This is a genomic window from Nocardia terpenica, assembly GCF_013186535.1.
In the GTDB taxonomy this organism is placed as follows: domain Bacteria; phylum Actinomycetota; class Actinomycetes; order Mycobacteriales; family Mycobacteriaceae; genus Nocardia; species Nocardia terpenica.
Map to the genome: position 1 here is coordinate 1,816,417 of NZ_JABMCZ010000001.1, position 23,782 is coordinate 1,840,198.

Here is a 23,782-nt window from a genome sequence, read left to right on the forward strand (position 1 = left end):
CGCTCGGCGGGCGTGGCACCCCAGTGACGCCACCTGGCTACGCCCGCCGAGCGCGGTGGGTCGCTTTCCCTCATCTGGCCCCGGGCATGCGCTTTCCAGTCATCTGGCCCCGGGCATGCGCTTTCCAGTCATCTGGCCCCGGCATGCTTTTGGCCGGGGCCGTACGATGACCGCGATTCGACCCTTGCACCGAGGACCTTCGTGAACCACACCGCGCCGACCCTGTCCGGCCCCGTTTCGGCCGCCGACGGGCGGACCATCGCCACCGCCGCCTTCGTCGGCACCGCGATCGAGTGCTACGACTTCTACATCTACAGCACCGCCGCGGCCCTGGTCCTGAACGAGAAATTCTTCCCGACGCTGTCGCCCGCCGCGGGCACCCTGGCGGCCCTGGCCACCTTCGCGATCGGATTCGTCGCGCGACCGCTGGGCGCGATCGTGTTCGGGCACTTCGGCGATCGCGTCGGCCGCAAGACCACGCTGGTGGCGACGCTGCTGCTGATGGGGCTGTCCACCGCGGTCATCGGCCTGCTGCCCGGGTATGCGACGCTCGGCGTGGCCGCGCCGGTGCTGCTGGTGCTGTTGCGTGTGTTGCAGGGCCTGGGCCTGGGCGGCGAATGGGGCGGGGCGGTCCTGCTGTCCACCGAGCACGCACCGGCGGGCAGGCGCGGGTTGTTCGCGGCCGCGCCGCAAATGGGTTCGCCCGTGGGTAATTTCGTGGCGATCGCGGTGTTCTGGGGGTTGTCGGAGCTGCTGCCCAAGCAGTCGTTCGACACGTGGGGCTGGCGGGTGCCGTTCCTGCTGTCGTTCGTGCTGGTGGTGTTCGGGCTGCGAATGCGGTTGCGGGTCACCGAGACTCCGGCGTTCGCGGCGCTGTCGGCCGCGCGGCGCACCACCCGGGTGCCGGTCGCCGCGGTGGTGCGGCGCTACCCGAAGCAGCTGCTGCTCGGCGCGGGCAGCATCGTGCTGCTCAACGTGATGTTCTTCACCGCCTCCACCTACGGCCTGACCTACACCACGAAAACCGTTGGCGTGCCCCGCAGTACGATGCTGGGCCTGACGCTGCTGGCGATCACCCTGTCCGGGGTGGCGACGCTGGTCGCCTCGCACTGGTCCGACACGATCGGCCGCCGCCGATTGCTGCTGGGTGGCGTCGCCCTCGGGATGGTGTGGGGCCTGCTGCTGTTCCCGCTGCTGAACACCGGCAACACGGTGCTGATCGCGCTCGCCGTCTGCGGCCCGCTGGTGTGCATGGGCGCGGTGTGGGGCCCGGTGGGCGCATTCCTGCCGGAACTGTTCGGCACCGACGTGCGCTACTCCGGCGCGGGCATCGCCTACAACCTCGGCGGCGTCCTGGGCGGCGGCTTCGGCCCCCTCCTCGTCGCCCGCCTCGCCCAAACCCACGGCACCACCGCAATCGGCCCGTTCCTGGCAGCCATGGGCCTGCTCTCCCTCCTCTCCATCCTCGCCCTCCCCGAAACCCGCGACCACGACCTCACCGAGGTGTGATCCGAGCGCGCCCATCCCGCCATCCCGGCGCGCCTCCTCCTGTCATCCCGGCGTGCCCTGTCTCGTCATCCCGGCGTGCCCTATCCCGTCATCCCGGCGCGCTCTTGGCCGGGATCAGAAGAACCGGCGGATCGCGTAGATCTGGAATTCGGAGAGTGGGGTGAGGCCCACCGGGACGCCCTGGGAATGGGCGTTGAATAGTTGGCCCGCGCCGGTGTAGATGCCCTCGTGGGAGCCGTCGCGGTTCACTATGACCACGTCGCCGGGCATCATCGCGCCGAACGGGACCGGGCTGCCGGCTTGGGCCTGCTGCCAGGTGGTGCGGGGCAGCAGGATGCCGACCTGGCGGAATGCCCACTGCACCAGGCCGGAACAGTCGAAGGAGTTCGGGCCGGTGGCGCCCCACTCGTAGGGTTTGCCGGTCTGGGTGGTGGCGATGCTGAGGGCCGCCATGGCGCGCGGGCTGGCCACCGGTAGCGTCGCCGACCCGCTGGCGCTGCCCGAGGCGAACCCGGTGCCGGACCCGGAACTGCTCCCGGCATCGGCCGATCCGGTCTCCGCCGACGCGATGCCCGGCCCCGCGACCAGCAGCGCCGCCGCGGCCGCCACCATCACCCGGCCCATCCTGCGCATAGTCCTCGCCATGTACTCGCCTCCGGTCAGCTCTCGCTGGGACAGTCGGTACCGCTCAGAACTTCAACCGTCAACTATAGAGTCAACGTTTGCCGACGCGTTGCCAATTCGGGCCACAAGATCATCTCGGTCAGACGCCGACCGCCTCTTCCATCTCCTCCTCTGCGGCGTGGCGGGCCTGCGGGGGGATCGTGGGCTGGCGGCGTTCGTGGGCTCCGGCGACGGCGATCAGGATCAGGCCAGTCGCGAACCACAGGACGAGGCTGGTGATTCGGCCGTCGAAGCCGCCGCGGCCGTCGAAGTAGAGCAGGCTGCGCGCGCCCTCGACGAAGCCCGCGCCGTTCCAGAAGGCATGCAGCGCACCGAAGAAACCGCCCTGCAGCTCGGGGCGGTAGATGCCGCCGGAGGTGGTGAAGTTCAGCATGACGAACAGCACCATGAGCGCCAGCGTGGTCCACCGCTTCGCGAAGGTGTGCAGGCCGATGCCGATCATCAGGATGCCCGCCGAATACAGCCAGCCCATCGCCCAGATCTGCGCGTAATCGTGGTCGATGATGTGGAACACCGGACCGGCCACCACGATGCCGATCACGCTCACCAGCAGCGAGGTCACCAGCCCGATCAGCGCGCGCACGCCCATGCGCATGCCCGCACCCGCCGCGCCGATCGCGGCCACGCTGCCGTAGGACCCGATGCTCAGCGCCACCAGCAGGAAGAACAGCCCCTGCCCGGTCGGATCGCCGCCCGCCAGCGCGGTGATGTCGGTGGTTGTCAGCGGCACGTTCTGCTGCGCCGCGACCTGACCGAACACCGCCTGCACCGCCATCGCGGTGGTATCGGATCCGGCCTTGGCCACCAGCAGTTCCGGGCGCTGCGCGTCGGGCACGTAGGCCCCGGCCAGCTCGCGGTCGCGCAGCTGGCGCACCGCGTCGTCGCGGCTGGGCAGCGTGACCACCTCGAGCGCGTCGCCCGCCCGGTCCTTCAGCGTCTGGGCCAGCACCTTCACCTGGGCGCTGTCGCCGACGATCGCCACCTGCAGGTGATGGGGCTCGGGCTGATGGAAGGCGCCGAGGTAGGCCAGCGCCATGCCCACGCACATGAGCAGCGGTGTCAGCAGATGGGCCGCGACGTGCCGAAGCTGGGGTAAGGCCATGGGATTCGCTCCAAAGGTTGGTAAATACAACTATCAATCGTTGTACTATACAACTATGAAGCCGGAGCCCGCATTCCCGAGCCGCGAGGCGGCGATCCAGGTCATTCAGCGCGAGCTCACCGCGTTCGCGCGGCGGGCGCGGGGCCGGGCCGCGGAACTGCACCCGGGGCTGTCGCTGGTGGCGGCGAGCATTCTCGATCTGATCATCGACCGCGACGGCTGCCTGGCCGCGGAACTGGCCGAGCACTTCCTGCTCGACAAGTCGACGGTCAGCCGCCAGGTGGCGAGCCTGGAGCAGCAGGGCTATCTCGCCAAGGAGGTGGACCCGGCCAACCGCCGCAACCACATTCTGCGCGCCACCGCGGCGGGCAAACGCGTCGCCCGCGAGGCCGAGCGGTCGCGCCGCGGCGCCTTCACCGAGCGGCTACACGACTGGGACGACCACGACATCGCCCAACTGGCCCGATACCTGATGCGCTACAACGCGCCCGACAACTACTGAGGCGCCTACTGCCCGTTCACCAATCCGCGCAGCAGCGGACCGTAGTCGGAATGGGCCAGGGCCGAGGCGAATTGGGCGATCAGGTAGTCGGCCGGGTTGCCGGTGTCGTACCAGCTGCCGCGAATCACCTGGCCGTACACCGGATTCGAGGCGGCGAAGGCATTGATGGCGTCGGTCAGGTACACCTCGCCGGTGCGGTGGGTGTACCACTGCTGCACCTGCCGGTGCAGCTCGTCGACGATGCCCGGGGTGACCACGTACCCGCCGATCGCGGCGTACGCCGAGGGCGCGTCCTCGGGCTTGGGCTTCTCCCGCAGCCCGCTGATGCGCAGCAGGCCCGACTCGTGTTCCTGCTCGACCACCGGCACGCCGTAGCGCTGCGAGTCGGCGATATCCATCGGCATCAGCGCCAGCACCGGGGCCTCGGTCCTGGTGTAGGCGTCGATGAGCTGCTGGGCGCGCGGCACCTCGGCGACGAACACGTCGTCGGGCCACAGCACCAGCATCGGCTCGTCGCCCAGGTTGCGGGCGGCGTTGAGCACCGGCGTGCCGTTACCGTACGGACCGTGCTGATCCAGATAGGTGATGTGGCCGAGGCGGCCGAGCTCGCCGACCTCCTCCACGGCGTCGGCGTAGGCGGTCTTGCCGTCGGAGCGCAGCTGCGCCACCAGTGCCGGATTCGGCCGGAAATGGTCCTGGATCAGCGACTTTCCGGCGCTCACCACGATGGTGATGTCGGTGATACCCGAGGCCACCAGCTCGCGCACCGTGTGCTCGATGACCGGTTTGTCGCCGACCGGCAGCATCTCCTTGGGGATGGCCTTGGTCAGCGGCAGCAGGCGAGAACCGATGCCGGCGGCGGGGATCACGGCCTTGCGGATAGTCATGGTCCGATCATCACATACGGCGGCGGTCGGATATGTCGGTAGCCGAGCGTAGATTTCGCGTTGTGACGATCTCCCCCGACCCGGCTAAGGCCAGGCTTTTACCTGGTCGGAGCGTGTCCGCAGGGGTCGGGCAGACGGCGGCGGGGGAGGGGGCGCCGGGCTCGGATCCCCAGGAATCCGACAGCAATTCCGCAGCCGGAGCGGCGAGTCCGGGAATCGGGCGAGCGGATCTCGAGGTCACCGCCCGGCGCTGGGTGCTGCACATCGATATGGATGCCTTCTTCGCGTCCTGCGAGCAGCTCACCCGGCCCACGCTGCGCGGCCGCCCGGTGCTGGTCGGGGGCACCGGGGGCCGGGGCGTGGTGGCGGGCGCCAGTTACGAGGCGCGGGTGTTCGGGGCCCGCTCGGCCATGCCGATGCATATGGCGCGGCGGCTGGTGGGGGTCACCGCGGTGGTGGTGCCGCCGCGCGGCGTGATCTACGGCGAGGTGAGCGGGCAGGTGTTCGACGCGCTGCGCTCGCGCATTCCGGTGCTGGAGACGCTGTCGTTCGACGAGGCGTTCGCCGAGCCCGCCGAGCTGGTCGGCGCCAGCGTGCGCGAGGTGCTGGAATTCTGCGAGCAGTTGCGCGCCCTGGTGCGCGATCGGACCGGCCTGGTCGCGTCGGTCGGCGCGGGCACCGGTAAGCAGCTGGCCAAGATCGCCTCCGGCATGGCCAAACCCGATGGGGTGCGGGTGATCTCGCCCGCCGAGCAGCAGGCGCTGCTGGGCGGGCTGCCGGTGCGCAAGCTGTGGGGCATCGGCCCGGTGGCCGAGAACCGGTTGCGCTCGGTGGGTATCGAGACGGTCGGCGCGTTCGCGGCCCTCCCGGAACAGGAGGCGATGTCGCTGCTGGGCGGCGCGGTCGGGGCGGCCCTGCACCGGCTGGCCCGCGGCATCGACGACCGCCCGGTCGCCGAGCGCACCGAGGCCAAGCAGATCAGCGCCGAAACCACCTACGAGAGCGACATTCTCACCCTCGCCCAGCTGCGCGCGGCGATCGAGAAGATGGCCGCGGCCGCCTACCGCCGCCTGACCGAGGACGGCCGCGCCGCCCGCACGGTGGTGCTGAAGCTGAAGAAGGCCGACATGGGCATCGTCACCCGCTCCTTCACCCTGCCCTACGCCACCGAGGACCTGACCACGCTGACCGCCGCCGCAGTGCGCTCGGCCATCGACCCGGGCGAGCTCGGCCCGATTCGCCTGGTGGGCGTGGGTTTCGGCGGCCTGTCCGCGATCCGGCAGGAGTCGCTGTTTCCCGAATTGGACCAGACGCTGGAGCCGCGCCGCGCCCGCGCCGCCGCCGAACTCGACGAATTCGTCTCGCCCGAGCCCACATTGGCGCTCGCGGCCGACGCCCCCAACTCTGGTCCCGGCGCCACCACCAACTCTGGTCCCGGCACGCTTTTGGCCGGGACCCCCGCCATACCACCCGCGACGCGCTCCTACACCACCGCCTTCTGGTATCCGGGCCGCGACGTCGCCCATCGTGAGCACGGACACGGCTGGGTGCAGGGCAGTGGGCACGGACGCGTAACAATTCGCTTCGAGACACGCTCGACAGGGCCGGGTCCGGCGTATACGTTCGCAGCCGACGATGTCGATCTTTCCCCGGCCGATCCGCTCCTTAGTCTTCGTTGAATTTCGACGGGTAGCGTGAGGCCACTCGTATCGGACCCAATTCGAACGCAAAGGACGAGCATTGAAGCTTCAGATGACCGGACGCATCGCAGTCGCCAGCCTGGCCGTCGTCGCCGCGCTCGGCATGTCGGCGTGTGGCAGCGGCGACAAGAACTCCGGGAGCTCCAGCAAGCCGAAGACCACGACCAGTGCCCCGGCCACCACGCAGTCCGACGTGCCGCCGGTCCCGTCGGTCGCTGATCTGAACCAGCTCCTGGCGCAGACGCTCGACCCGAACACCCCCGACGATCAGAAGGTGCAGTACCTGGAGGACGGCCAGCAGGCGCTGCAGAAGGACCCCGACATGATCAAGAAGCTGGTCACCGCGTACCAGCAGAACAACGTCAAGATCCAGGTGACCAACGTCACCTCCCTGGGCGACCAGCTCACCGCCAAGGTCAACTTCTCGGTCAACGGCGCCCAGCCCACCGAGGCCGACGTCCCGTTCATCGCCCAGGACGGCAAGTGGAAGCTCCAGAAGAGCTGGGCCTGCGCGGGCCTGCAAAACCTCGGCCAGCAGTCCCCGGCCTGCAGCTAGTCCGACGGGTGGCCCCGGCCAAAAGCGCGCCGGGGCCATACGGATTTCCGGCTTTTTGCCGGGAACCCTCATGTGCAAACTAAACGTAGGCTGAGAAAGCTTGGACGACTTGGCCGGTTACCGGAGCGTCAAGCTAGCATCTGCCTCCGTGACGGACACGATGGTGAGGGCAGGCGAGGCGCCCGCGGCGGGCAGACGGGTTGGGACCGCGACAGCTCGGAGCGGGAACTGGGCCAAGCCGGTGGCCTTCGTCGCGGGACTGCTGGGTGCGCTGTTCGCCCTCGCCGTGCCGCTGCTGCCGGTGCGGGCGGACCACACCACACTGTCGTGGCCGCAGCAGGATTCGACGCGCTCCATCACCGCGCCGCTGGTCTCCTACGCGCCCTTGACCTTCGACGTCTCCGTCCCGGGACGCGCTGCGGCGCAACTGGCTTCGCACGGGGGCGTGCTCGTCTCCTCGATGCCGACGGGCGCGCCGGACCTGGAGCGCTACGGTTTCGTCGCGCGGGTGCGCGCGGCCGCCGGGGACAAACCCGCGCGGCTCGAGGTGATCCTGCGCAATCAGGCCCTGTTCGACGTGCCGATCGACGGCCTCGCCGACGACACCCTGACCGTGCACGCCGACATATCCTCGGTCACCGCCGAACTCGCCGGATCGGGCGCGAAACCGGTTGTGCTGCAGGGCGATTACCGCCCGCAGCTGGTGGGCGTGTTCAGCGACCTGAGCAGCGCCGACGGCGCGAAGGTGACCGCCCAGGTCGACAGCCGCTTCTCGGTGACGCCGACGGTGCTCAAACGCGCCGCGATGGTGCTGGCCATGGTGTTCACCGCGATCGCCCTGGTGGCGCTGTACCGGCTGGACCTGTTCGACGGCCGCCGGGCATGGCGCTGGATTCCGCAGCGCTGGCGGACCTTCCGATGGGTGGACGCCGCCGTGCTCGGCGCGCTCGTGGTCTGGCATTTCATCGGCTCCACCACCTCCGACGACGGCTATCAGTTCGGCATGGCCCGCACGTCGCTGGTCTCCGGCTATATGGCCAACTACTTCCGTTTCTTCGGCGTGCCCGAAAATCCGGTCGGCACACCGCCGTACGACGTGATCGCGCACCTGTCCGAGATCAGCACCGCCAGCCCGTGGATGCGGCTGCCCACGCTGCTGGCCGCCATCGTCACCTGGCTGGCGCTGAGCCGCGAGGTGATTCCGCGGCTCGGCGTGGCGGTGCGGCACGATCGGGTGGCGGTATGGACCGGCGCGCTCGGCTTCCTGGCGGTGTGGCTGCCCTATAACAATGGGCTGCGACCGGAGCCGGTGGTGGCGGTGTGCGTGCTGCTCACCTGGTGTTTCGTCGAGCGCTCGATCGCCACGCACCGGCTGCTGCCGTATGCGATCGCGATCCTGATCGCCGCCTTCAGTTTCACGGCCGCCCCGTCGGGGCTGATCTGTGTGGCACCGCTGCTGGCCGGGCTGCGATCGGCGGTGCGATTCGGCACCGAGCGCGCCCGCGATCTGATCGGCACCGCGAACTCCGGCGAGAAGATCTCGTTGCGCGCCTGGATCGGCGGATTCGGCCCGCTGGTCGCCCCGTTGGTCGCGGCCGGATTCCTGGTGCTGGCCTACGCTTTCGCCGTCCAGCCGCTGTCGGCGATGTTCGAGATGAGCCGCGTGCACAAGATCGTCGGCCCCTCCGACCCCTGGTACAACGAGTATCTGAGCTATCAGTGGCTGTTCATGCCCACCGCCGACGGCTCGATCGGCCGCCGGTTCGGCATGGTCGCGCTGTGGCTGGGGCTGCTGGCGTGCGCATTCGTGTTGCTGCGCAGGGGCGGTCGCATTCCGTTCGTCGCGGGCGGCCCGGCGCGGCGGCTGCTCGGCATCACCTTCGCGTCCATGCTGCTGATGGCGCTGACCCCGACCAAGTTCACCCACCACAACGGCGTGTACGCCGGGCTCGCGGGTGCGGTCGCCGTGCTGACCGCCGTGGCCGTCGGCCCGCGGGTGATGCGTTCGCCGCGCAACCGGGCGCTGTTCGCGGCGGTGATCGCGCTGGCCCTTGCGCAGATCTTCACCAGCGTGAACGAGTGGTGGTACGTCTCCAGTTACGGAATTCCGTGGCGGGACAAGGCGCCGTCGTTCCACGGCTTCGGCCTGTACCAGCTGTTCTTCGCCGCGGCCGTGCTGTGCCTGCTGCTGGCCGGGTGGTGGCACGTGCGGGCGCCGGAACCCGGTACGCCGCACCGGATCTCGCCGCGCGCCTGGCGGCTGGCCAAGATTCCGCCGCTGACGGTGGCGGCGGCGCTGGTCGTGCTGTTCGAGCTGGGCTCGTTCGCGAAGGGCGCGGTCAGCCAGTATCCGGCCTATTCGCTGGCCCGCGCGAATGTCGACGCGGTCTTCGGCAAGCCGTGCGGGCTGGCCGAGGACGTGCTGGTGGAGACCGATCCCAATGCCTCGCTGCTGCATCCGCTGACCGGCGACCCGTTCACCGCCTTCGCCGGGGAGTCGAAGAACTTCGTGCCCAACGGCGTCGGCGATCTGACCCCGGACGGCGAGCCGAGCAACGGCAGCAGTATCTCCAGCGCGTTCAACAACAAGGCCGGTGGGGACAGCGGCACCCAGACCGGCGGCGCCCCACTGCCGTTCGGCCTGGACTCGGCGACCACGCCCGAACTCGGCACCTCCGGCCAGGCTCCCGGCGAGCTGACCACCGGCTGGTACCGGCTGCCCGCCGACGGCGACCGCAGCGGCATCGTCTCGATCACCGCGGCCGGGCGGATCCGCTCGGTGGACAAGGACGGCGTGGCGACCCCGGGCCAGTCCGTCGAAATCGAGTACGGTACCGCCGATTCCGCGACCACCGCGCATCCGCTGGGCCGGGTCACCCCGATGGATATCGGGCCCGCGCCGTCGTGGCGCAACCTGCGGGTGCCGTTCACCCAGATTCCGGCGCAGGCGAATGTGGTTCGCATCGTGGCCAGTACGCGCAGCCTCGACCCGAACCAGTGGATCGCGCTCACCCCGCCCCGGGTGCCGCAGACCCGCACCCTGCAGGACGTGGTCGGCTCGCACGGCCCGGTGCTGCTGGATTGGGCGGTGGGCCTGCAGTTCCCGTGCCAGCGGCCGTTCGACCACAAGGACGGCATCGCCCAGATCCCGGGCTGGCGCATCCTGCCCGACCGCACCGGCGCCCACGACACCAACCTGTGGGAGAGCCACGACGGCGGCGGCCCCCTCGGCTGGAGCCAGCAGCTCCTGCGCTCCCACACCCTGGCCACCTACCTGAAGGACGACTGGCGCCAGGACTGGGGCGAACTCCAACAGCTCATCCCCATCGACCCTCGAGCCGTCCCCGCCACCCCGGCCGTCACCAAGGACACCCACGGCGGCCTGTGGAGCCCGGGGCATATCAATACGGCCTGGTAGTAGATTCCGGCCAAAAGCACGCCGGAATCACGAAGTCTGCCCCACGGAATGACGGGGTCGGACCTCGGGGAATGACGGGGCCGCCCCACTGAATGGCGAAGGGCCGCACCGGATGTCCGGTGCGGCCCTCGGGCCTGGCAGTGCCTCTTGATCCCGGCATGCTTTTGGCCGGGATCTCGCCGTCAGCCTCGGCGATAGTTGTTGTGCTTACGCGCCGGAATCATTGCCCGGCCGTTGTTGTTCACCTTCCCGCCGAACGGTTGCTGCTGGACGGCCGACTTCGCGCCGCGGCGTTCGCGGCGGGACGGCGGGGTGGCGGAATCGGCGGTGCCGGGCTGGGGTTGGGGAACGAAACGTGCAGGCATATGCCCTCCTGAGAATGTGGGCCGACGCACCGGGCGATGGCCGGCCGGGTCGGAAATGCCGCGTAGCGGCGGGGATTCATCGCCTCCGGCCGTGGGCACGGGGCGGGCGCGAGCGCGCGATCAGGAGAACAGTTCGATCCACATGCCGACGACGGTAACAACTCGTCGCCGCGGCGCGCATCCTATTTTTCGGGCCGGAGCTCAGGGACCGGCGACGCCCTGCAAGCGGCGCACCTGTTTGCCGGTCAGATCGCGGAGCGCGGTCGGATCGATGGGCTGCGGCGCGGTTTCGGCGATCTGCACCACGGTGCCGCCGACCACCGCCACCGTCGCCGCCGAATACAGCGACATGCCGTCGCTGGTGGTGCGCACCTGGAACGAGACCGAGGCGTCGGCCGCCTTCGGCTGATCCAGCCCGCCGAGCCGGTAGTCGACCGCGGTGCCGTCGGCATCGGTGCCGGAGTAGGCGCCGCACTGCCCCAGCAGCGCCTGGATCGCCGAGAATGCCGGTGCCGCACCACCGTTCGGATAGCTCGCGGCATCGATGTCGATGCTCGCGAAGTTCGGGTCCGAATAGTGCACCGCGCCACGGGCGCTCGCGCCCGCGAACTGATCACCCACCGGGGCAAGGACTTTCGCGCAGGCCGCCGGGGTGGTACGGGAACGGTCGGGCGGGGTGGGGCCGTTGCCCGGCGAGCCGTCGTCGAGCCGGGTGAAGCCCGGCGGCAGCTCCGCCGAGGTCAGCAGCATCGACCGCAGGTGCGCGGAATCGGTCACCGCGGGCGCGGACACCCGCGGCGGCGCCACGGTGGGCCCCAGGCCCGGCAGCGAATCACTGTGCGGGGAGCCGCATCCCGACGCGCCCACGGCGACGCCGAGCAGCAGCCAACCGGCGCGCCTCACTCGCCCCATTGCACCCGCGTGCGCTGGCTCTGGCGTAGCAGCACCCCGCTGTGCGGGTCCCGATACGACTTGTGGCCGCCGATGGTGACCGTCCCCGAAACCGGCAGCGGCAGGCCGAGATCCACGGTAATGGTGCCGGCGCCGTGCATGACGTAGTCGACGATGTCCAGCGCGTCCGCATTGCTGGGCATCTTCCAGACCTTCGACTTCGGCGTCTGGGTGACGTTCAGATCGATGGTGAGCAGGTTGCCGTCGCGGTTGGTCAGCGTGGCGGTGGTCACCTGGTCGAGCGGCACGTCGTCGGAGACCTGCTGGCGCACCGTCCATACCGCGCCCTCGCCGAGCGCGTCGGCCGGAAACGCGATCGACTGATAGATGGCCTGATAGAACGCCTTCTCCAGCGCGGCCCAGGCCCCGTCGGGCGTGGCCGGTTTCGGCTGCATCCGCAGCGCGGTGATGACGCCGCGATCGGTGATCTCGAAGCCCGCGTGCGAGCCGTCGGCCTTCAGCAACTCCTCGGCGAGCCCCGGATCGGAGGAGGTGGCCGGGCCGAGGGTCAGATCGACATTGGCCCGGTCGGTTTTCGCGGTGAGCGGGATCGACACCGCCGGGGGCGAGAAGTCGCGCACCGCCTGATTGTTGATCTGCTGTTCGACGTGGTGGTCCACACTCAGCGTGACCTGCTGCGCGCCGCCCTCGCGCAGGGCCGGGCGCAGCGGCGAGCGCGGCTCGTCGCCGGGCTGCACGAGCGATGTCGTCGCCTCCGCGATCGGCATGGTGACTTCCTTACCCAGACCGGAGGGTTCGACCTCGGCGTCGCCGGTGGACTCGGCGCGGTCGCTGCACCCGACGCCGAGCGCCGAGAACGCGACCGCGAGAACCATCAGCAACACGCCCGATCGGGTGGAACGGAGGCCCGCGCCGCGTGCTCCGGCGGTGTTCGCCGAGCGGGAGTGGGAAGACAACACCGTCACGCCGAACAGGTTACGACCGGATCCTGAAAAACAGCTGGGACGCGACCGGGCCGACCTCCCGCTGTGGCCGCCGAGCGACAGGGCCGCAATCGGCATAGGGGATGATGTCTGCTGTGAGTACCGAGCGGCCCCGCGAGCAGCACACCGACGATCACGACCCGTCACCCGGCGATACGCCCGCGGCGAGCCCCGAATCGGTTCCCGCCCGGCCGCGCCGGCTGCCCGCGTTGCTGCTGGTCGCCGCCGTCGCCTTCGCCCTGGACCTGGGCACGAAGGCCCTGGTGGTGGCGAATATGAAGCCCCATGAATCGATTTCGATCATCGATGACGTGGTGCGGCTCACGCTGATCCGCAACCCGGGCGCCGCGTTCAATATGGCCACCGGCATGACCTGGCTGCTGACGCTGATCGCGGCGGGCGTGGTGATCGGGGTGCTGCGCATCGGCCGGTCGCTGCGGAGCGTGGGCTGGGCCGTCGGCCTGGGCCTGGTGCTGGGCGGCGCGCTCGGCAATCTGACGGATCGGCTGTTCCGGTCGCCGGGCCCGCTGCAGGGGCATGTGGTCGACTTCATCTCGGTGACCAAGTGGTGGCCGGTATTCAATATGGCCGACTCCTCGATCGTGTGCGGCGCCATCCTGCTGGTGGCGCTGACCGTGTTCGGTTTCGAGCCCGACGGCACCCGTAACCGCGGCGAGCAGGAGCAGGGCGCATGAGGGAGACACGGTCCATGCCGGTTCCGGACGGCCTCGACGGCATGCGCGTCGACGCCGGGCTGTCCCGGCTGCTCGGGTTGTCGCGCACCGCGGTCGCCACCATGGCCGAGGAGGGCGCGGTCCAGATCGACGGCGCGGCGGCCGGTAAGTCCGACCGGCTGTCGGCGGGTGCCTGGCTGGAGGTCGAATTCCCGGAGCCCCGGCGCGAGCTGACCGTCGAGGCGACGCCGGTGGAGGGCATGAAGATCCTCTACGCCGACGACGACATCGTGGCGGTGGACAAACCGGTCGGGGTGGCCGCGCATACCGGTGTCGGCTGGTCCGGCCCCACGGTGGTGGGCGGGCTGGCCGCGATGGGCTACCGCATCTCCACCTCGGGCGCGCACGAGCGGCAGGGCATCGTGCACCGGCTCGACGTCGGCACCTCCGGGGTGATGGTGGTCGCGCAGTCCGAGCACGCGTACACCGTGCTGAAGCGGGCGTTCAAGCAGCGCACCGTCGACAAGCGCTATCACGCACTGGTGCAGGGGCATCCGGATCCGTCCAGCGGCACCATCGACGCGCCGATCGGCCGGGCCCGCGGCAACGACTGGAAGTTCGCGGTCACCGCGGACGGGCGGCCCAGCGTCACCCACTACGACACCGTGGAGGCGTTCCAGGCGGCCAGCCTGCTCGACATCCACCTGGAAACCGGCCGCACCCACCAGATTCGGGTGCACTTCTCCGCGATCCGGCACCCCTGCTGCGGCGACCTCACCTACGGCGCCGACCCGCGGTTGGCCGCGCGCCTGGGCCTGGAACGCCAATGGCTGCATGCTCGTTCGCTGGGCTTCGCCCATCCCGCCGACGGTCGCTGGGTCGAGATCACCAGCGACTACCCGGCCGACCTGGAGCATGCGCTGGACGTCCTGCGTCATGCGTGAGCGGCCGCGGGCGGCGGTGTTCGCCGCCGCCGCAGTCGTTCTCGCGATCGTGATCGTGGCGCTCGGCTGGGCCTACCCGCCGCGCGCCGCGGTGATCTCGACCGATCGGCTCGGCCCGGACTCCGGTGAGCCGGTGGCGGATTACCTGGCCCGGGCGCGGGAGTCCCTGCGCGGCAGCGATACCGGCGAGCACTGGGCGCTGGTGTCGTTCGTGGCCGGTGCCGTCCCGGGCGCGATTGCGGAATACGCCGGGGGACTGCGGATCTCGCAGGTGCTCTATCACGTGCCGATCGACCGGGTGTTCACCCCGGTGATCGCGATTGCGGTTCCGGCGGGCGACGCGGTGGCGGTCGCGTCGGCGCGGTGGGCGGCGAGCGCGCTCGCGCAACCCGATTCCGCCGACGAGCGCAGCGGCCGGGTCGCCGCGGTCGCCGCCGCCCGCCTGCATGCCGGATGCGCCTGCGTCGCCGCCCTCGTCGTGCGCGGCCGCCTCGGCGAGCTGCGAGAGCTGGCCGCCCACACCGGCATCCGCGCCGTGCAGGCGCTCCCCGCCGACGCTCCGGACGGCGCCTTCGCCGTGACACCGCTGCTTCCCGAGCAGGTCGGCGTGGCCGCGCCCGGGCCGGACGACGGGCCCGTGCCGGATCGCTGACCCGGCGATGTGCGGCGGGCCGGGCGGATGTGAGAGATTCGTTGCGCGCACAGCGATCGACGGGAGGGCCCAGGGGTGCCGGTGGAACTGACTGCACAGCAACGGGATCGAGCGGCCGGGGTGTTACCCGGTACGGCGGCGGGCGACGCGCTCGGCGCCGCCTACGAATTCACCCATCCCACACCGGATACCGAGATCTACATGAAGGGCGGCGGATCGTTCTTCTGGGAGGTGGGGGAGTGGACCGACGATACCTCGATGGCGGTCGCCGTCGCGCTGGCCGCCGCGGACGCCGGGAACCTGCACAAGACCGGCGGCCTGGACGCGGTGGCGGCGCGCTTCGTGCAGTGGTGGGATTCGCGGCCCAAGGACGTCGGCATGCAGACCAGCCGGGTGCTGCGGGAGCGCAGCGCCAACGCCGACCTGATGCGTCGGCGGGCGTTCGCGCTGGACGGGCTCACCGGCGGTAACGGCTCGCTCATGCGCACCGCGCCCGTCGCCCTGGCCTACCTGCGCGACGCCGAGCGCTGCGCGATCGCGGCCCGCGCGGTGAGCGATCTGACCCACAGCGACCCGCGGGCGGGGGAAGCGTGTGTGCTGTGGTCGCTGGCCATCCGGCACGCCGTGCTGTATGGCACCTACGACGGCGTGCGCGGTTCCCTGCCCGCGGTCGACCGGGAGTTCTGGGAGCCCCTGCTGGACCAGGCCGAATCCGGTGCGCCGCACGACTTTCCGAAGAACGGCTGGGTGGTGCACGCGCTGCAGACCGCCTGGTGGGCCATCACCCACACCGATTCGCTGCCCGCCGCGCTGGAGGCGGCCGTGCGGGCGGGTGGCGACACCGACACCACCGCGGCCATCGCGGGCGGGCTGCTCGGGGCGCGCTGGGGGTATTCGGCGATTCCGGAGCAGTGGACGCAGATCCTGCACGGGTATCCGGGGTTTCGGACGGAAGATTTGCTGGCGGTGACGCAGCGGATTCTGGCTCACTGAGGGGATCCCGGCCAAAAGCATGCCGGGAACATATGGGGAGCGCCCGGGAGCGCCTAGGAGAATTCCGACAAAAGGAATGAATCGCCGAATTGGGGGGCTGATCTGCGGTTTCGGGCAAACGGTGGGCGTCGGGGTGGTCGGGGTGGGCCTCGGCTTGCCGATGGCACCCTGTCGCACGCTCTAGTCTGGTCATCATGTCGACCACCGAGCAGGCCGCGCGGGCTCCCGGCCTCACCGCGGCCGAGGTCCAGCAACGTGTCCGCGACGGGCAGGCCAACGATATGCCGGATCGGGCGAGCCGCTCGGTCGCCGATATCGTCCGGGCCAACGTCTTCACCCGGATCAATGCCATCCTCGGTGTGCTGTTCGTGCTGGTGCTGGCGACCGGATCGATCATCGACGGGATGTTCGGCCTGCTCATCGTCGCCAACAGCGTGGTCGGCATCGTGCAGGAGCTGCGGGCCAAACAGACCCTGGACAAGCTCGCCATCGTCGGCCAGGCCAAACCGGTGGTGCGCCGCGAGGGCCGCGCGCTGGAGGTGGCGCCCCGCGACGTCGTGCTCGACGACCTGATCGAGCTCGGCCCCGGCGACCAGATCGTGGTCGACGGCGTCGTCGAGGAGTCCGAGCTGCTCGAGGTGGACGAGTCGCTACTCACCGGCGAGGCCGACCCGATCGACAAGGCGACCGGCGCCCAGGTCATGTCGGGCAGCTTCGTGGTGTCCGGCTCGGGCGCCTACCGCGCCACCAAGGTCGGCCGCGACGCCTACGCCGCCGAGCTGGCCGCCGAGGCCAGCAAGTTCACCCTGGTGAACTCCGAACTGCGCAACGGCATCGACACCATCCTGAAGGTCATTACCTATCTGCTGATCCCGGCCGGGCTGGTCACCATCTACAACCAGCTGTTCTCCAGTCATCAGTCCTGGCGGGCCGCGCTCAACGGCATGGTGGCCGCGCTGGTGCCGATGGTGCCCGAGGGTCTGGTGCTGATGACCTCCATCGCGTTCGCGGTCGGCGTGGTGCGGTTGGGCAGGCGCAAGTGCCTGGTGCAGGAGCTGCCCGCGATCGAGGGCCTGGCCCGCGTCGACGTGGTGTGCGCCGACAAGACCGGCACCCTCACCGAGAACGGCATGCGGCTGTCGGAATTGCGTGTGGTGGGCGATATGCCGGAACGGGCGCTGCGAGAGGTGTTGGCGGCCATGGCCTCCGACGACCCGCGGCCCAACGCCAGCGTGGCCGCCATCGGGGAGGCGCTTCCGGACGGGCCGGGCTGGGCGCAGTCCGCGGTCGCGCCGTTCTCCTCGGCCAAGAAGTGGAGCGGATTCTCCTACGGCGAGCACGGCAATTGGCTGCTCGGCGCGCCGGATGTGCTGCTGGACGCCGACTCTCCGATCGCCGCGACCGCCCAGGAGATCGGCGCGCAGGGCCTGCGGGTGCTGCTGCTGGCGTCCAGCGACCGGCCCGTGGACGCCCCCGACGCGCCCGGCATCGTCACCGCGCAGGCACTGGTGGTGCTCGAGCAGAAGGTGCGCCCGGACGCGCGGGAGACGCTGGAGTACTTCGCCGAGCAGAACGTGGCGATCAAGGTGATCTCCGGCGACAATGCCGTCTCGGTCGGCGCGGTGGCCTCCTCGCTCGGGCTGCCCGGCGGCGACCGTGCCGTGGACGCGCGCCGATTGCCCTCCGCGGAGGGCGAATTGGCGGATGTGCTCGACCGCGAGACCACCTTCGGCCGGGTGCGGCCGGATCAGAAGCGGGCCATGGTCGGCGCGCTACAGTCGCGCGGGCACACGGTCGCGATGACCGGCGACGGCGTCAACGACGTGCTGGCGCTCAAGGATGCCGACATCGGCGTGGCCATGGGCGCGGGCAGCCCCGCCACCCGGGCGGTGGCGCAGATCGTGTTGCTGGACAACAGGTTCGCCACCCTGCCCTATGTGGTGGGCGAGGGGCGCCGGGTGATCGGCAATATCGAGCGGGTCTCGAATCTGTTCCTCACCAAGACCGTCTACTCGGTGCTGCTGGCCTTCCTGGTGGGCGCGGCCGGGATCGGTTCGCAGCTGTTCCACTACGACCCGCTGCCGTATCCGTTCCTGCCGCGGCACGTGACGATCGCGGCCTGGTTCACCATCGGCATCCCGGCGTTCATCCTGTCGCTGGCGCCCAACAACGAAAGGGCGCGAACCGGATTCGTGCCCCGCGTGCTGCGGCTGGCGGTCCCCTCGGGCGCGGTGATCGGCGTGATGACCTTCCTCGCCTACCTGTTCGCCTACCGGGGCGCGCACCAGAGCGAGGTGGAGAAGGTGCAGGCGGGCACCACGGCGTTGATCACGCTGCTGATCATCGCGGTGTGGGTGCTGGCGATCGTGGCGCGGCCGTGGAACTGGTGGAAGCTGGTGCTGATCGGCGGTTCGGTGGCCGGGTATCTGATCCTGTTCACGGTGCCGTTCACCAAGCACTTCTTCAAACTCGATCCGTCGAACCTCGAGCTCACCGGCGCGGCGGTGGTGTGCGGACTGATCGGCATCGCGCTGGTCGAGGCGGCGTGGTGGCTGAGCGCGGCGCTGACCGGCGAGAAACGCGGGTTGTTCCCCAGCGCGCCGGGTGAAAAGGACTGACGGCGGCGCGGTTTCGTACAGACCAGTTGGTCGTCTGCTATGGCGCGCCCGGGAATGGCATTGTGTCGTGCCTTGATTGGCGGCGCGAGTACCTTCGGCGGTATGGAGGTGCTGCTGCATCAGATCGATGCGTTCGCCGATGCGCCGTTCACCGGCAACCCCGCGGCGGTGATGCCGCTGTTGGAGTGGTTACCCGATCAGGTGATGCAGCAGGTCGCCGAGGAGAACAACCTCGCCGAGACCGCCTTCTACACCTCCGAGCTACCACCCGGGGCGGGGCCGCCGCCGGGTGACGGTCCGGCGTTTCACCTACGCTGGTTCACCCCGGCGGCGGAGGTGTCGATGTGCGGGCACGCGACGCTGGCCGCGGCGGCGCAGATCCTCGAGGATATGCATCCCGGCGAGGACCGCGTGCACTTCCACACCCGCAGCGGCTGGCTCAGCGTCGAGCGCACCGACGACGACGAGCTGATCCTGGACCTGCCCGCGCTCGAATCCCTCGATGTGGTGCCCGATCCCGTGCTGATGGCCGCCCTCGGCGTGCGCCCGCTGCGCGCCCTCACCGGACAGGACGAGCTGGTCGTGCTCGCCACCGAGGCCGAGGTGCGCGAGGTGCGCCCGAATTTCGCGGTCTTCCCGAAGCTGCCGCGCGGCGTGATCGTCACCGCCCCCGGCGACACCGCCGACTTCGTCTCCCGCGTGTTCGCCCCCGGCGTCGGCATTCCGGAGGACCCGGTCACCGGATCCGCGCACGCCCAGCTCACCCCGTTCTGGGCCCGCGACCTGGGCCGCCCGCACCTGTCGGCCCGCCAGCTCTCGCCGCGCGGCGGCCGCCTGCACTGCACCCTGTCCGGCACCCGCGTGCAGCTCACCGGCCGCTGCCGCCGCTACCTCGACGGCGTGGTCCGCCTCCCGGACTGATCGATCATCGGGCCGAGAGACAGTGCCGCACAGCGTGTTCGAGCCCGCTACGCGGTGGCCGAGCCCGAGGCGATATCGTCGGCCAGCGGCGCGACGGCGGCAATGATCTGCGTGACGGTCTCCGCCGGAACCCCCGCGGCAAGCAGAGCGGCGGTGAGATGCCCCGCCACCAGATTGAAATGGTCCAGGGTGATCCCGCGCCCCTGATGCACCTGCTTCATCGGCGCACCCGTATACGGCTCTGGACCACCGAGGGCGGCAGCGAAGAACTCCACCTGCCGCCCCTTCAGCCGAGACATATTGGTCCCGGTGAAGAACCCGGCCAACTGCTCGTCGGCAAGAACCCGCACATAGAAGTCCTCGACCACACTCTCCAAGGCGGGGTGGCCGCCGATCGAGTCGTAGATGGTCGGCTCGGCGACGGCGGCCGACTTCTGTCGAAACGGTGTCGGTATACGCATGGCACCAGGACACCAGCCCGGTATTGCGTGCCGATCAGCCGACCGTGACGCGCCGGTATCCGCTGATAGCAATGCTGTTGCCCGGTGTTCACACCGAGGGGGCAAGCGCTGTGAGGCCAGATCCGGCTCAGCGCGCAACTGCGGGCCCTTCCGAATCGGGATGGAGGTGCAATGATATTGGGTGAGTGCGCGCATGACGTATGTCGCGAATTTAGTCGTGACAGTGCCGACGAGGAGGCGAACGATGACGGTCGAGATGGCGCCGATCCCGCACGGGCAGCCGATCACCGTGCAAGAATTCGATGTTCTGCCTGTCGACACCAGTCATCGTTACGAGATAGAGAATGGATTCCTGCTCGTGAACGCTCGCCCAGCGCCGCCGCACAGCCGTGTCATCAAGCGTTTGCTTGTCCAGCTCGACGATCAACTTCCCCCGGGACTGGAAGCATTCGCGGAGCTGGAAGCGGAACTCTCCGGTCGCTCGCCACGTCGTGTCCCTGATGTTGTCGTGGGACCCGTCGAAGTAGATCAGCAGACCCGGATTCGAAGCGAACAAATCGCCCTGGCAATCGAGATTGCCTCTTCGGGTGAGTCGGCGGTCCGCGATTACGCCATCAAAGCAGGTGAATACGCCGCGAACGGCATAGCCCACTATTGGGTGATCGATATTCTGGACACCGAATCGGTCGGTCTGACCATCTACACCCTGGACGAGTCCGGCGAATACCGCATCACCCCGCGGACTACCGGCGTGGTCGACATCGCCGCCCCGTTCCCGCTGAAGATCGACCTCGGGGCACTCGCCGCTCGGCGTGGGGCGCCGTCGCAGTCCCAATAGCATTGCGGCGCTGGGGCTTCGGCTCAGCGGGTGGTGTGTTCGCCGCCGTTTACCGCGAGGACCTGGCCGGTGATCTGGCGGGCGCCGGGGGAGGCCAGGAAGGCGATGGTGGCGGCGATGTCGTCGGGGGTTCCGGGGCGGTTGGTGAAGGTGGCGGCGATGAGGGCGGCGCGGCGGTCGTCGGGGAGGTTGTCGCCGAAGAATTCTGTTTCGGCGATGTAGCCGGGGGAGACGATGTTGGCGGTGAGGCCGCGGGGGCCGACGGTGGCGGCGAGGCCGATGTTCCAGGACTGGACGGCGGCCTTGGCGGCGCAGTAGGAGTTCATGCCCTTGTCGGCGGCGATCGAGCCGATCGTCACGATCGAACCGCCGGGGCGCAGCTTGTCCAGGCAGGCGGTGGTGACCAGGACCGCGGACACGACATTCGCGGCGTAGTTGGCGTACCAGCCCGCGGCCAGGCCCGCCAGCGAATCGTCGGCCGCGCGTTGGAAATCGGTATTGCCCCCGGCATTGTTCACCAGCACGTCGATCGGTCCCAGCGTGCGGGCGAACTCCTCCACCTGCTCGGGCACGGTCACGTCGAAGCAGGCCGTGCGAACGTTTCCGCCGAGTTCGGCGGCCGTTTCGGCGAGTACCTCCGCCCGCCGCCCGGTGATGACGACCTCGTCCCCGGCCTGCGCGAACGTCCGCGCGGCGGCCTTGCCGATGCCGGTTCCACCGCCGGTCACCACGATGGTGCGAGTCATGTGTCGTAACCCTCCCGAGTCGAACTAGATCATTTAGACCTAAACATAGCATAGGATTCAGGGCTGAAGGAAGGAGTGGGCATGGAGCTGGACCCGGCCGATCCCATCGATGCCATCGCCCTGGCGTGGGCCACCGAGCGTCCCGGCACCCCGGTCGACTCGATCGGGATCGTCACCCGGCTGTGGCAGGCCGCCAAGCTGCTCGGTGAGGACCGGCGGCGCACCCTGGCGCGGGCGGGCGCCGATACGGCCGTGCTCGATCTGCTGTCGGTGCTGCGCCGCAGCGGCTCGCCCTATCGGCTGAGCACGCGCGAACTCGCCGACGCCACACTGGTTTCCGCGGGCGCGATCTCCCAGCGCGTCGCCCGCGCCGAACGCGACGGCCTGGTCACCCGCGTCACGCGCGCGGACGGTTCGCGCAGGGTCGACGTCGGGCTCACCGCCGCCGGGCACGCCCTGGTGGAGCGGCTGGTCGACGGCGTGCTGGGCCGCGAGGCCGACCTGGTGTCCTGCCTGGACGCGGACCAGCAGCGCGAGCTGGTGGGACTGTTGCGCGTGCTCCTGGACGGGTTGCAGCGCGAACTGGGGGAGCGGCGGCCCAGCCAGGTCGGCGATCCGGGCTGATCCACCGGCCGCCGAAATGCCGTGCGGCGGCATGCCATTCGCGGTGCGGGCTTGTCAACGACGGCCGATCGGGGTTAGGTTTCGAAGGGTGGCGATGCTCCCGTAGGCCGACTCGCACCGGTCCGGGGTCGGGATCGTCACGATCAGAAGGGGAAATCCTTGTCTGTTCAGCTCAATCACACGATCGTGCACTGCCGCGACAACCGCAAGTCCGCCGAATTCCTCGCCGACATCCTGGGATTGACGGCGGGGGAGCAGTGGGGGCCGTTCGTCCCCGTGGTCCTCGCCAACGACGTCACCCTCGACTTCGCCACGGTAGGACCGGAGGTCGCCGAGATCACGCCGCAGCACTACGCCTTCCTGGTCACCGAGGACGAATTCGACGCGGCCTTCGCCCGGATCCAGGATCGGGGCCTGCCCTTCTGGGCGGACCCGCAAAGGCAGCGACCGGGCGAGATCAATCAGAACGACAGCGGCCGGGGCGTGTACTTCCCCGACCCCGACGGCCACTACCTGGAACTGCTGACCATCCCGTACGGCGGATGGCCCGCGCGGTGACCTGACGAGGAGCACCCGGCCGCCCCCTCATGTGGTGTGCGGCCGGGTATCTCGTATCGCCCGTCTCCGGGATGTGGCTCCTACCTTACTGCCGGTCCGCCGCCTGCTGGACGAACCGGTTGGTGTAGGTGTCCGCCAACCGAATCCGGTCGCGCACCGGGGCCACATTGCGGGAGTACCTGCCCAGGATGTTCAGGACGTTCTGGGCCCCTTCGGGTTTCATCAGACCGTCGCCGTTGAACATGCCGATCGAATCGCGGATCGACTGCACGTACAGATCCTTGCCGCCCGCGGCGTACTGCGGCGGCATCTTCGCCGCGATCTCCTCGGGCGTATGGGTTTTCATCCACCGCAGCGTCTGCACGAACGCGGTGGCGAGCTTCTGCACGATATCCGGGTGCGCCTGCACCAGGTCGCAGCGCACGTACAGCGACGACGCCGGATACAGCCCGCCCAGCGCCGCCCGGGTGCCCGCCTCGGTGCGCATGTCCACCAGGATCTTCGCCGCACCGGACTTCGTCATCTGCGCCACCGTCGGATCGGTGGTCATCCCGGCGTGGATGCTGCCGTGGTTCATGGCGGCGATGAACGGTTGTCCCGCACCGGCTTTCACCCGGTCGTAGTCGGCGGTGCCCAGCCCCGCCTGCCCGGCCAGCGCCTGGGTGAGGAAGTCGGTCGAGGACCCCAGCGAGGTCACGCCGAGCTTCCTGCCGCGGAAATCCGCGGGGCCGGAGATGGTTTCGGCCTGCGACTTCGACACCAGCTCCACTTCGCCCGGCACGTCGGCCAATTGGACCACGGTGCGCAGGCACCGATCCTTGGCCTGCAGGTCGATGGTGTGGTCGTAGAACCCGACCACCGCCTGCACGTCCCCGGTCAGCAGCGACAGCTCGGCACTCGCGCCGGACTGGTCGCCTACCAGCGTCACGTCGATGTCGTTGCGCGCGAAGTTGCCCAGCCGCTGCGCCAGCATGGCGGGCAGATAGATCACCTTCTCCAGGCCGCCGACGATAATGGTGATCTGCGGGCGGCCGTTCGCCATCGGAATGCGCCGGGTGTCGCGGCAGCCGGTCACCAGCAGCAGCGCGCAGACGGCCAGCAGGACCAGTGCGATATGTTTGCGATACCTCATCCG

23 protein-coding genes are annotated in these 23,782 nt (G+C 69.7%); 14 read left to right on the forward strand and 9 right to left on the reverse strand.

Annotation, left to right across the window (positions count from 1 at the left end):
* The first annotated feature begins 201 nt into the window (after window positions 1-201).
* The gene (locus tag HPY32_RS08370; RefSeq protein ID WP_067591703.1) at window positions 202-1,509 is read left to right on the forward strand and encodes an MFS transporter; all 1,308 of its coding nucleotides are present in this window, start codon (window positions 202-204) and stop codon (window positions 1,507-1,509) included.
* 114 nt (window positions 1,510-1,623) lie between these two features.
* On the opposite strand, the gene HPY32_RS08375 is transcribed toward HPY32_RS08370, so the two are convergent.
* A complete protein-coding gene (locus HPY32_RS08375) occupies window positions 1,624-2,154 on the reverse strand; it encodes an NlpC/P60 family protein (protein ID WP_156674603.1) in 531 nt (176 codons plus the stop codon).
* Between the two features lie 118 nt (window positions 2,155-2,272).
* Window positions 2,273-3,295 (reverse strand): ABC-2 transporter permease, encoded by a 1,023-nt coding sequence (locus HPY32_RS08380; RefSeq protein WP_067591697.1) that lies wholly within the window; start codon window positions 3,293-3,295, stop codon window positions 2,273-2,275.
* A 55-nt stretch (window positions 3,296-3,350) separates the two neighbouring features.
* Here HPY32_RS08380 and HPY32_RS08385 point away from each other — a divergent pair, with 55 nt between their 5' ends.
* A complete protein-coding gene (locus HPY32_RS08385) occupies window positions 3,351-3,797 on the forward strand; it encodes a MarR family winged helix-turn-helix transcriptional regulator (protein WP_067591694.1) in 447 nt (148 codons plus the stop codon).
* Window positions 3,798-3,802: 5 nt separating this feature from the next.
* Here the strand turns inward: HPY32_RS08385 and HPY32_RS08390 are convergent, their stop codons facing one another.
* Window positions 3,803-4,684, reverse strand: coding sequence for a UTP--glucose-1-phosphate uridylyltransferase (locus HPY32_RS08390; RefSeq protein WP_067591691.1), 882 nt, complete (start codon window positions 4,682-4,684; stop codon window positions 3,803-3,805).
* 269 nt (window positions 4,685-4,953) lie between these two features.
* On the opposite strand from HPY32_RS08390, the gene HPY32_RS08395 reads away from it, so the two are divergent.
* From HPY32_RS08395 to HPY32_RS08405, 3 genes are all read left to right on the forward strand, one after another.
* On the forward strand, window positions 4,954-6,363 hold the full coding sequence (locus tag HPY32_RS08395) for a DNA polymerase IV (RefSeq protein WP_067596092.1): 1,410 nt from the start codon (window positions 4,954-4,956) through the stop codon (window positions 6,361-6,363).
* Window positions 6,364-6,436: 73 nt separating this feature from the next.
* Complete coding sequence (locus HPY32_RS08400; protein WP_082871617.1) at window positions 6,437-6,940, forward strand: WKL family lipoprotein; 504 nt, start codon at window positions 6,437-6,439, stop codon at window positions 6,938-6,940.
* A gap of 148 nt (window positions 6,941-7,088) precedes the next feature.
* On the forward strand, window positions 7,089-10,358 hold the full coding sequence (locus HPY32_RS08405; RefSeq protein WP_067591685.1) for an arabinosyltransferase domain-containing protein: 3,270 nt from the start codon (window positions 7,089-7,091) through the stop codon (window positions 10,356-10,358).
* 182 nt (window positions 10,359-10,540) lie between these two features.
* Here the strand turns inward: HPY32_RS08405 and HPY32_RS08410 are convergent, their stop codons facing one another.
* The 3 genes from HPY32_RS08410 to HPY32_RS08420 all read right to left on the reverse strand — a co-directional run bounded on the left by HPY32_RS08410 (window position 10,541) and on the right by HPY32_RS08420 (window position 12,600).
* Window positions 10,541-10,723: a hypothetical protein gene (locus HPY32_RS08410; RefSeq protein WP_067591682.1), complete on the reverse strand. Its 183-nt coding sequence runs from the start codon at window positions 10,721-10,723 to the stop codon at window positions 10,541-10,543.
* Window positions 10,724-10,924: 201 nt separating this feature from the next.
* Window positions 10,925-11,626: a hypothetical protein gene (locus HPY32_RS08415; RefSeq protein WP_156674602.1), complete on the reverse strand. Its 702-nt coding sequence runs from the start codon at window positions 11,624-11,626 to the stop codon at window positions 10,925-10,927.
* Window positions 11,623-12,600 carry a hypothetical protein gene (locus tag HPY32_RS08420; protein ID WP_231951774.1) on the reverse strand — a complete coding sequence of 326 codons (978 nt, stop codon included), beginning with the start codon at window positions 12,598-12,600 and terminating at the stop codon, window positions 11,623-11,625. The genes HPY32_RS08415 and HPY32_RS08420 overlap by 4 nt, the downstream gene beginning before the upstream one ends.
* 104 nt (window positions 12,601-12,704) lie before the next feature.
* Here HPY32_RS08420 and lspA point away from each other — a divergent pair, with 104 nt between their 5' ends.
* The 6 genes from lspA to HPY32_RS08450 all read left to right on the forward strand — a co-directional run bounded on the left by lspA (window position 12,705) and on the right by HPY32_RS08450 (window position 19,420).
* Window positions 12,705-13,313 (forward strand): signal peptidase II, encoded by a 609-nt coding sequence (lspA, locus tag HPY32_RS08425; protein WP_228786524.1) that lies wholly within the window; start codon window positions 12,705-12,707, stop codon window positions 13,311-13,313.
* Window positions 13,310-14,236: an RluA family pseudouridine synthase gene (locus HPY32_RS08430; RefSeq protein WP_067591673.1), complete on the forward strand. Its 927-nt coding sequence runs from the start codon at window positions 13,310-13,312 to the stop codon at window positions 14,234-14,236. Before lspA ends, HPY32_RS08430 begins: the two co-directional genes overlap by 4 nt.
* Window positions 14,229-14,888, forward strand: coding sequence for a hypothetical protein (locus tag HPY32_RS08435; RefSeq protein ID WP_067591671.1), 660 nt, complete (start codon window positions 14,229-14,231; stop codon window positions 14,886-14,888). The genes HPY32_RS08430 and HPY32_RS08435 overlap by 8 nt, the downstream gene beginning before the upstream one ends.
* 81 nt (window positions 14,889-14,969) lie before the next feature.
* Complete coding sequence (locus HPY32_RS08440; protein WP_067596090.1) at window positions 14,970-15,881, forward strand: ADP-ribosylglycohydrolase family protein; 912 nt, start codon at window positions 14,970-14,972, stop codon at window positions 15,879-15,881.
* A gap of 194 nt (window positions 15,882-16,075) precedes the next feature.
* Window positions 16,076-18,499 carry an HAD-IC family P-type ATPase gene (locus tag HPY32_RS08445; RefSeq protein WP_067591669.1) on the forward strand — a complete coding sequence of 808 codons (2,424 nt, stop codon included), beginning with the start codon at window positions 16,076-16,078 and terminating at the stop codon, window positions 18,497-18,499.
* A gap of 102 nt (window positions 18,500-18,601) precedes the next feature.
* Entirely contained in the window at window positions 18,602-19,420 is an 819-nt protein-coding gene (locus HPY32_RS08450; RefSeq protein WP_067591666.1) for a PhzF family phenazine biosynthesis protein, read from the forward strand.
* Window positions 19,421-19,467: 47 nt separating this feature from the next.
* Here HPY32_RS08450 and HPY32_RS08455 read toward each other — a convergent pair whose 3' ends face one another.
* A complete protein-coding gene (locus HPY32_RS08455; protein WP_067591663.1) occupies window positions 19,468-19,881 on the reverse strand; it encodes a group I truncated hemoglobin in 414 nt (137 codons plus the stop codon).
* A gap of 244 nt (window positions 19,882-20,125) precedes the next feature.
* Here HPY32_RS08455 and HPY32_RS08460 point away from each other — a divergent pair, with 244 nt between their 5' ends.
* Window positions 20,126-20,719, forward strand: a complete 594-nt coding sequence (locus tag HPY32_RS08460) for a Uma2 family endonuclease (protein ID WP_067591661.1) — start codon at window positions 20,126-20,128, stop codon at window positions 20,717-20,719.
* Window positions 20,720-20,742: 23 nt separating this feature from the next.
* Here the strand turns inward: HPY32_RS08460 and HPY32_RS08465 are convergent, their stop codons facing one another.
* The gene (locus HPY32_RS08465; RefSeq protein ID WP_067591658.1) at window positions 20,743-21,465 is read right to left on the reverse strand and encodes an SDR family NAD(P)-dependent oxidoreductase; all 723 of its coding nucleotides are present in this window, start codon (window positions 21,463-21,465) and stop codon (window positions 20,743-20,745) included.
* Window positions 21,466-21,546: 81 nt separating this feature from the next.
* Between HPY32_RS08465 and HPY32_RS08470 the strand changes: the two genes are divergently transcribed.
* Both HPY32_RS08470 and HPY32_RS08475 read left to right on the forward strand, forming a co-directional pair.
* Window positions 21,547-22,089 carry a MarR family winged helix-turn-helix transcriptional regulator gene (locus tag HPY32_RS08470; RefSeq protein WP_067591657.1) on the forward strand — a complete coding sequence of 181 codons (543 nt, stop codon included), beginning with the start codon at window positions 21,547-21,549 and terminating at the stop codon, window positions 22,087-22,089.
* Window positions 22,090-22,248: 159 nt separating this feature from the next.
* Window positions 22,249-22,647, forward strand: a complete 399-nt coding sequence (locus tag HPY32_RS08475; protein WP_067591656.1) for a VOC family protein — start codon at window positions 22,249-22,251, stop codon at window positions 22,645-22,647.
* A gap of 85 nt (window positions 22,648-22,732) precedes the next feature.
* Here HPY32_RS08475 and HPY32_RS08480 read toward each other — a convergent pair whose 3' ends face one another.
* Entirely contained in the window at window positions 22,733-23,779 is a 1,047-nt protein-coding gene (locus HPY32_RS08480) for an ABC transporter substrate-binding protein (protein ID WP_067591655.1), read from the reverse strand.
* Window positions 23,780-23,782: the final 3 nt, after the last annotated feature.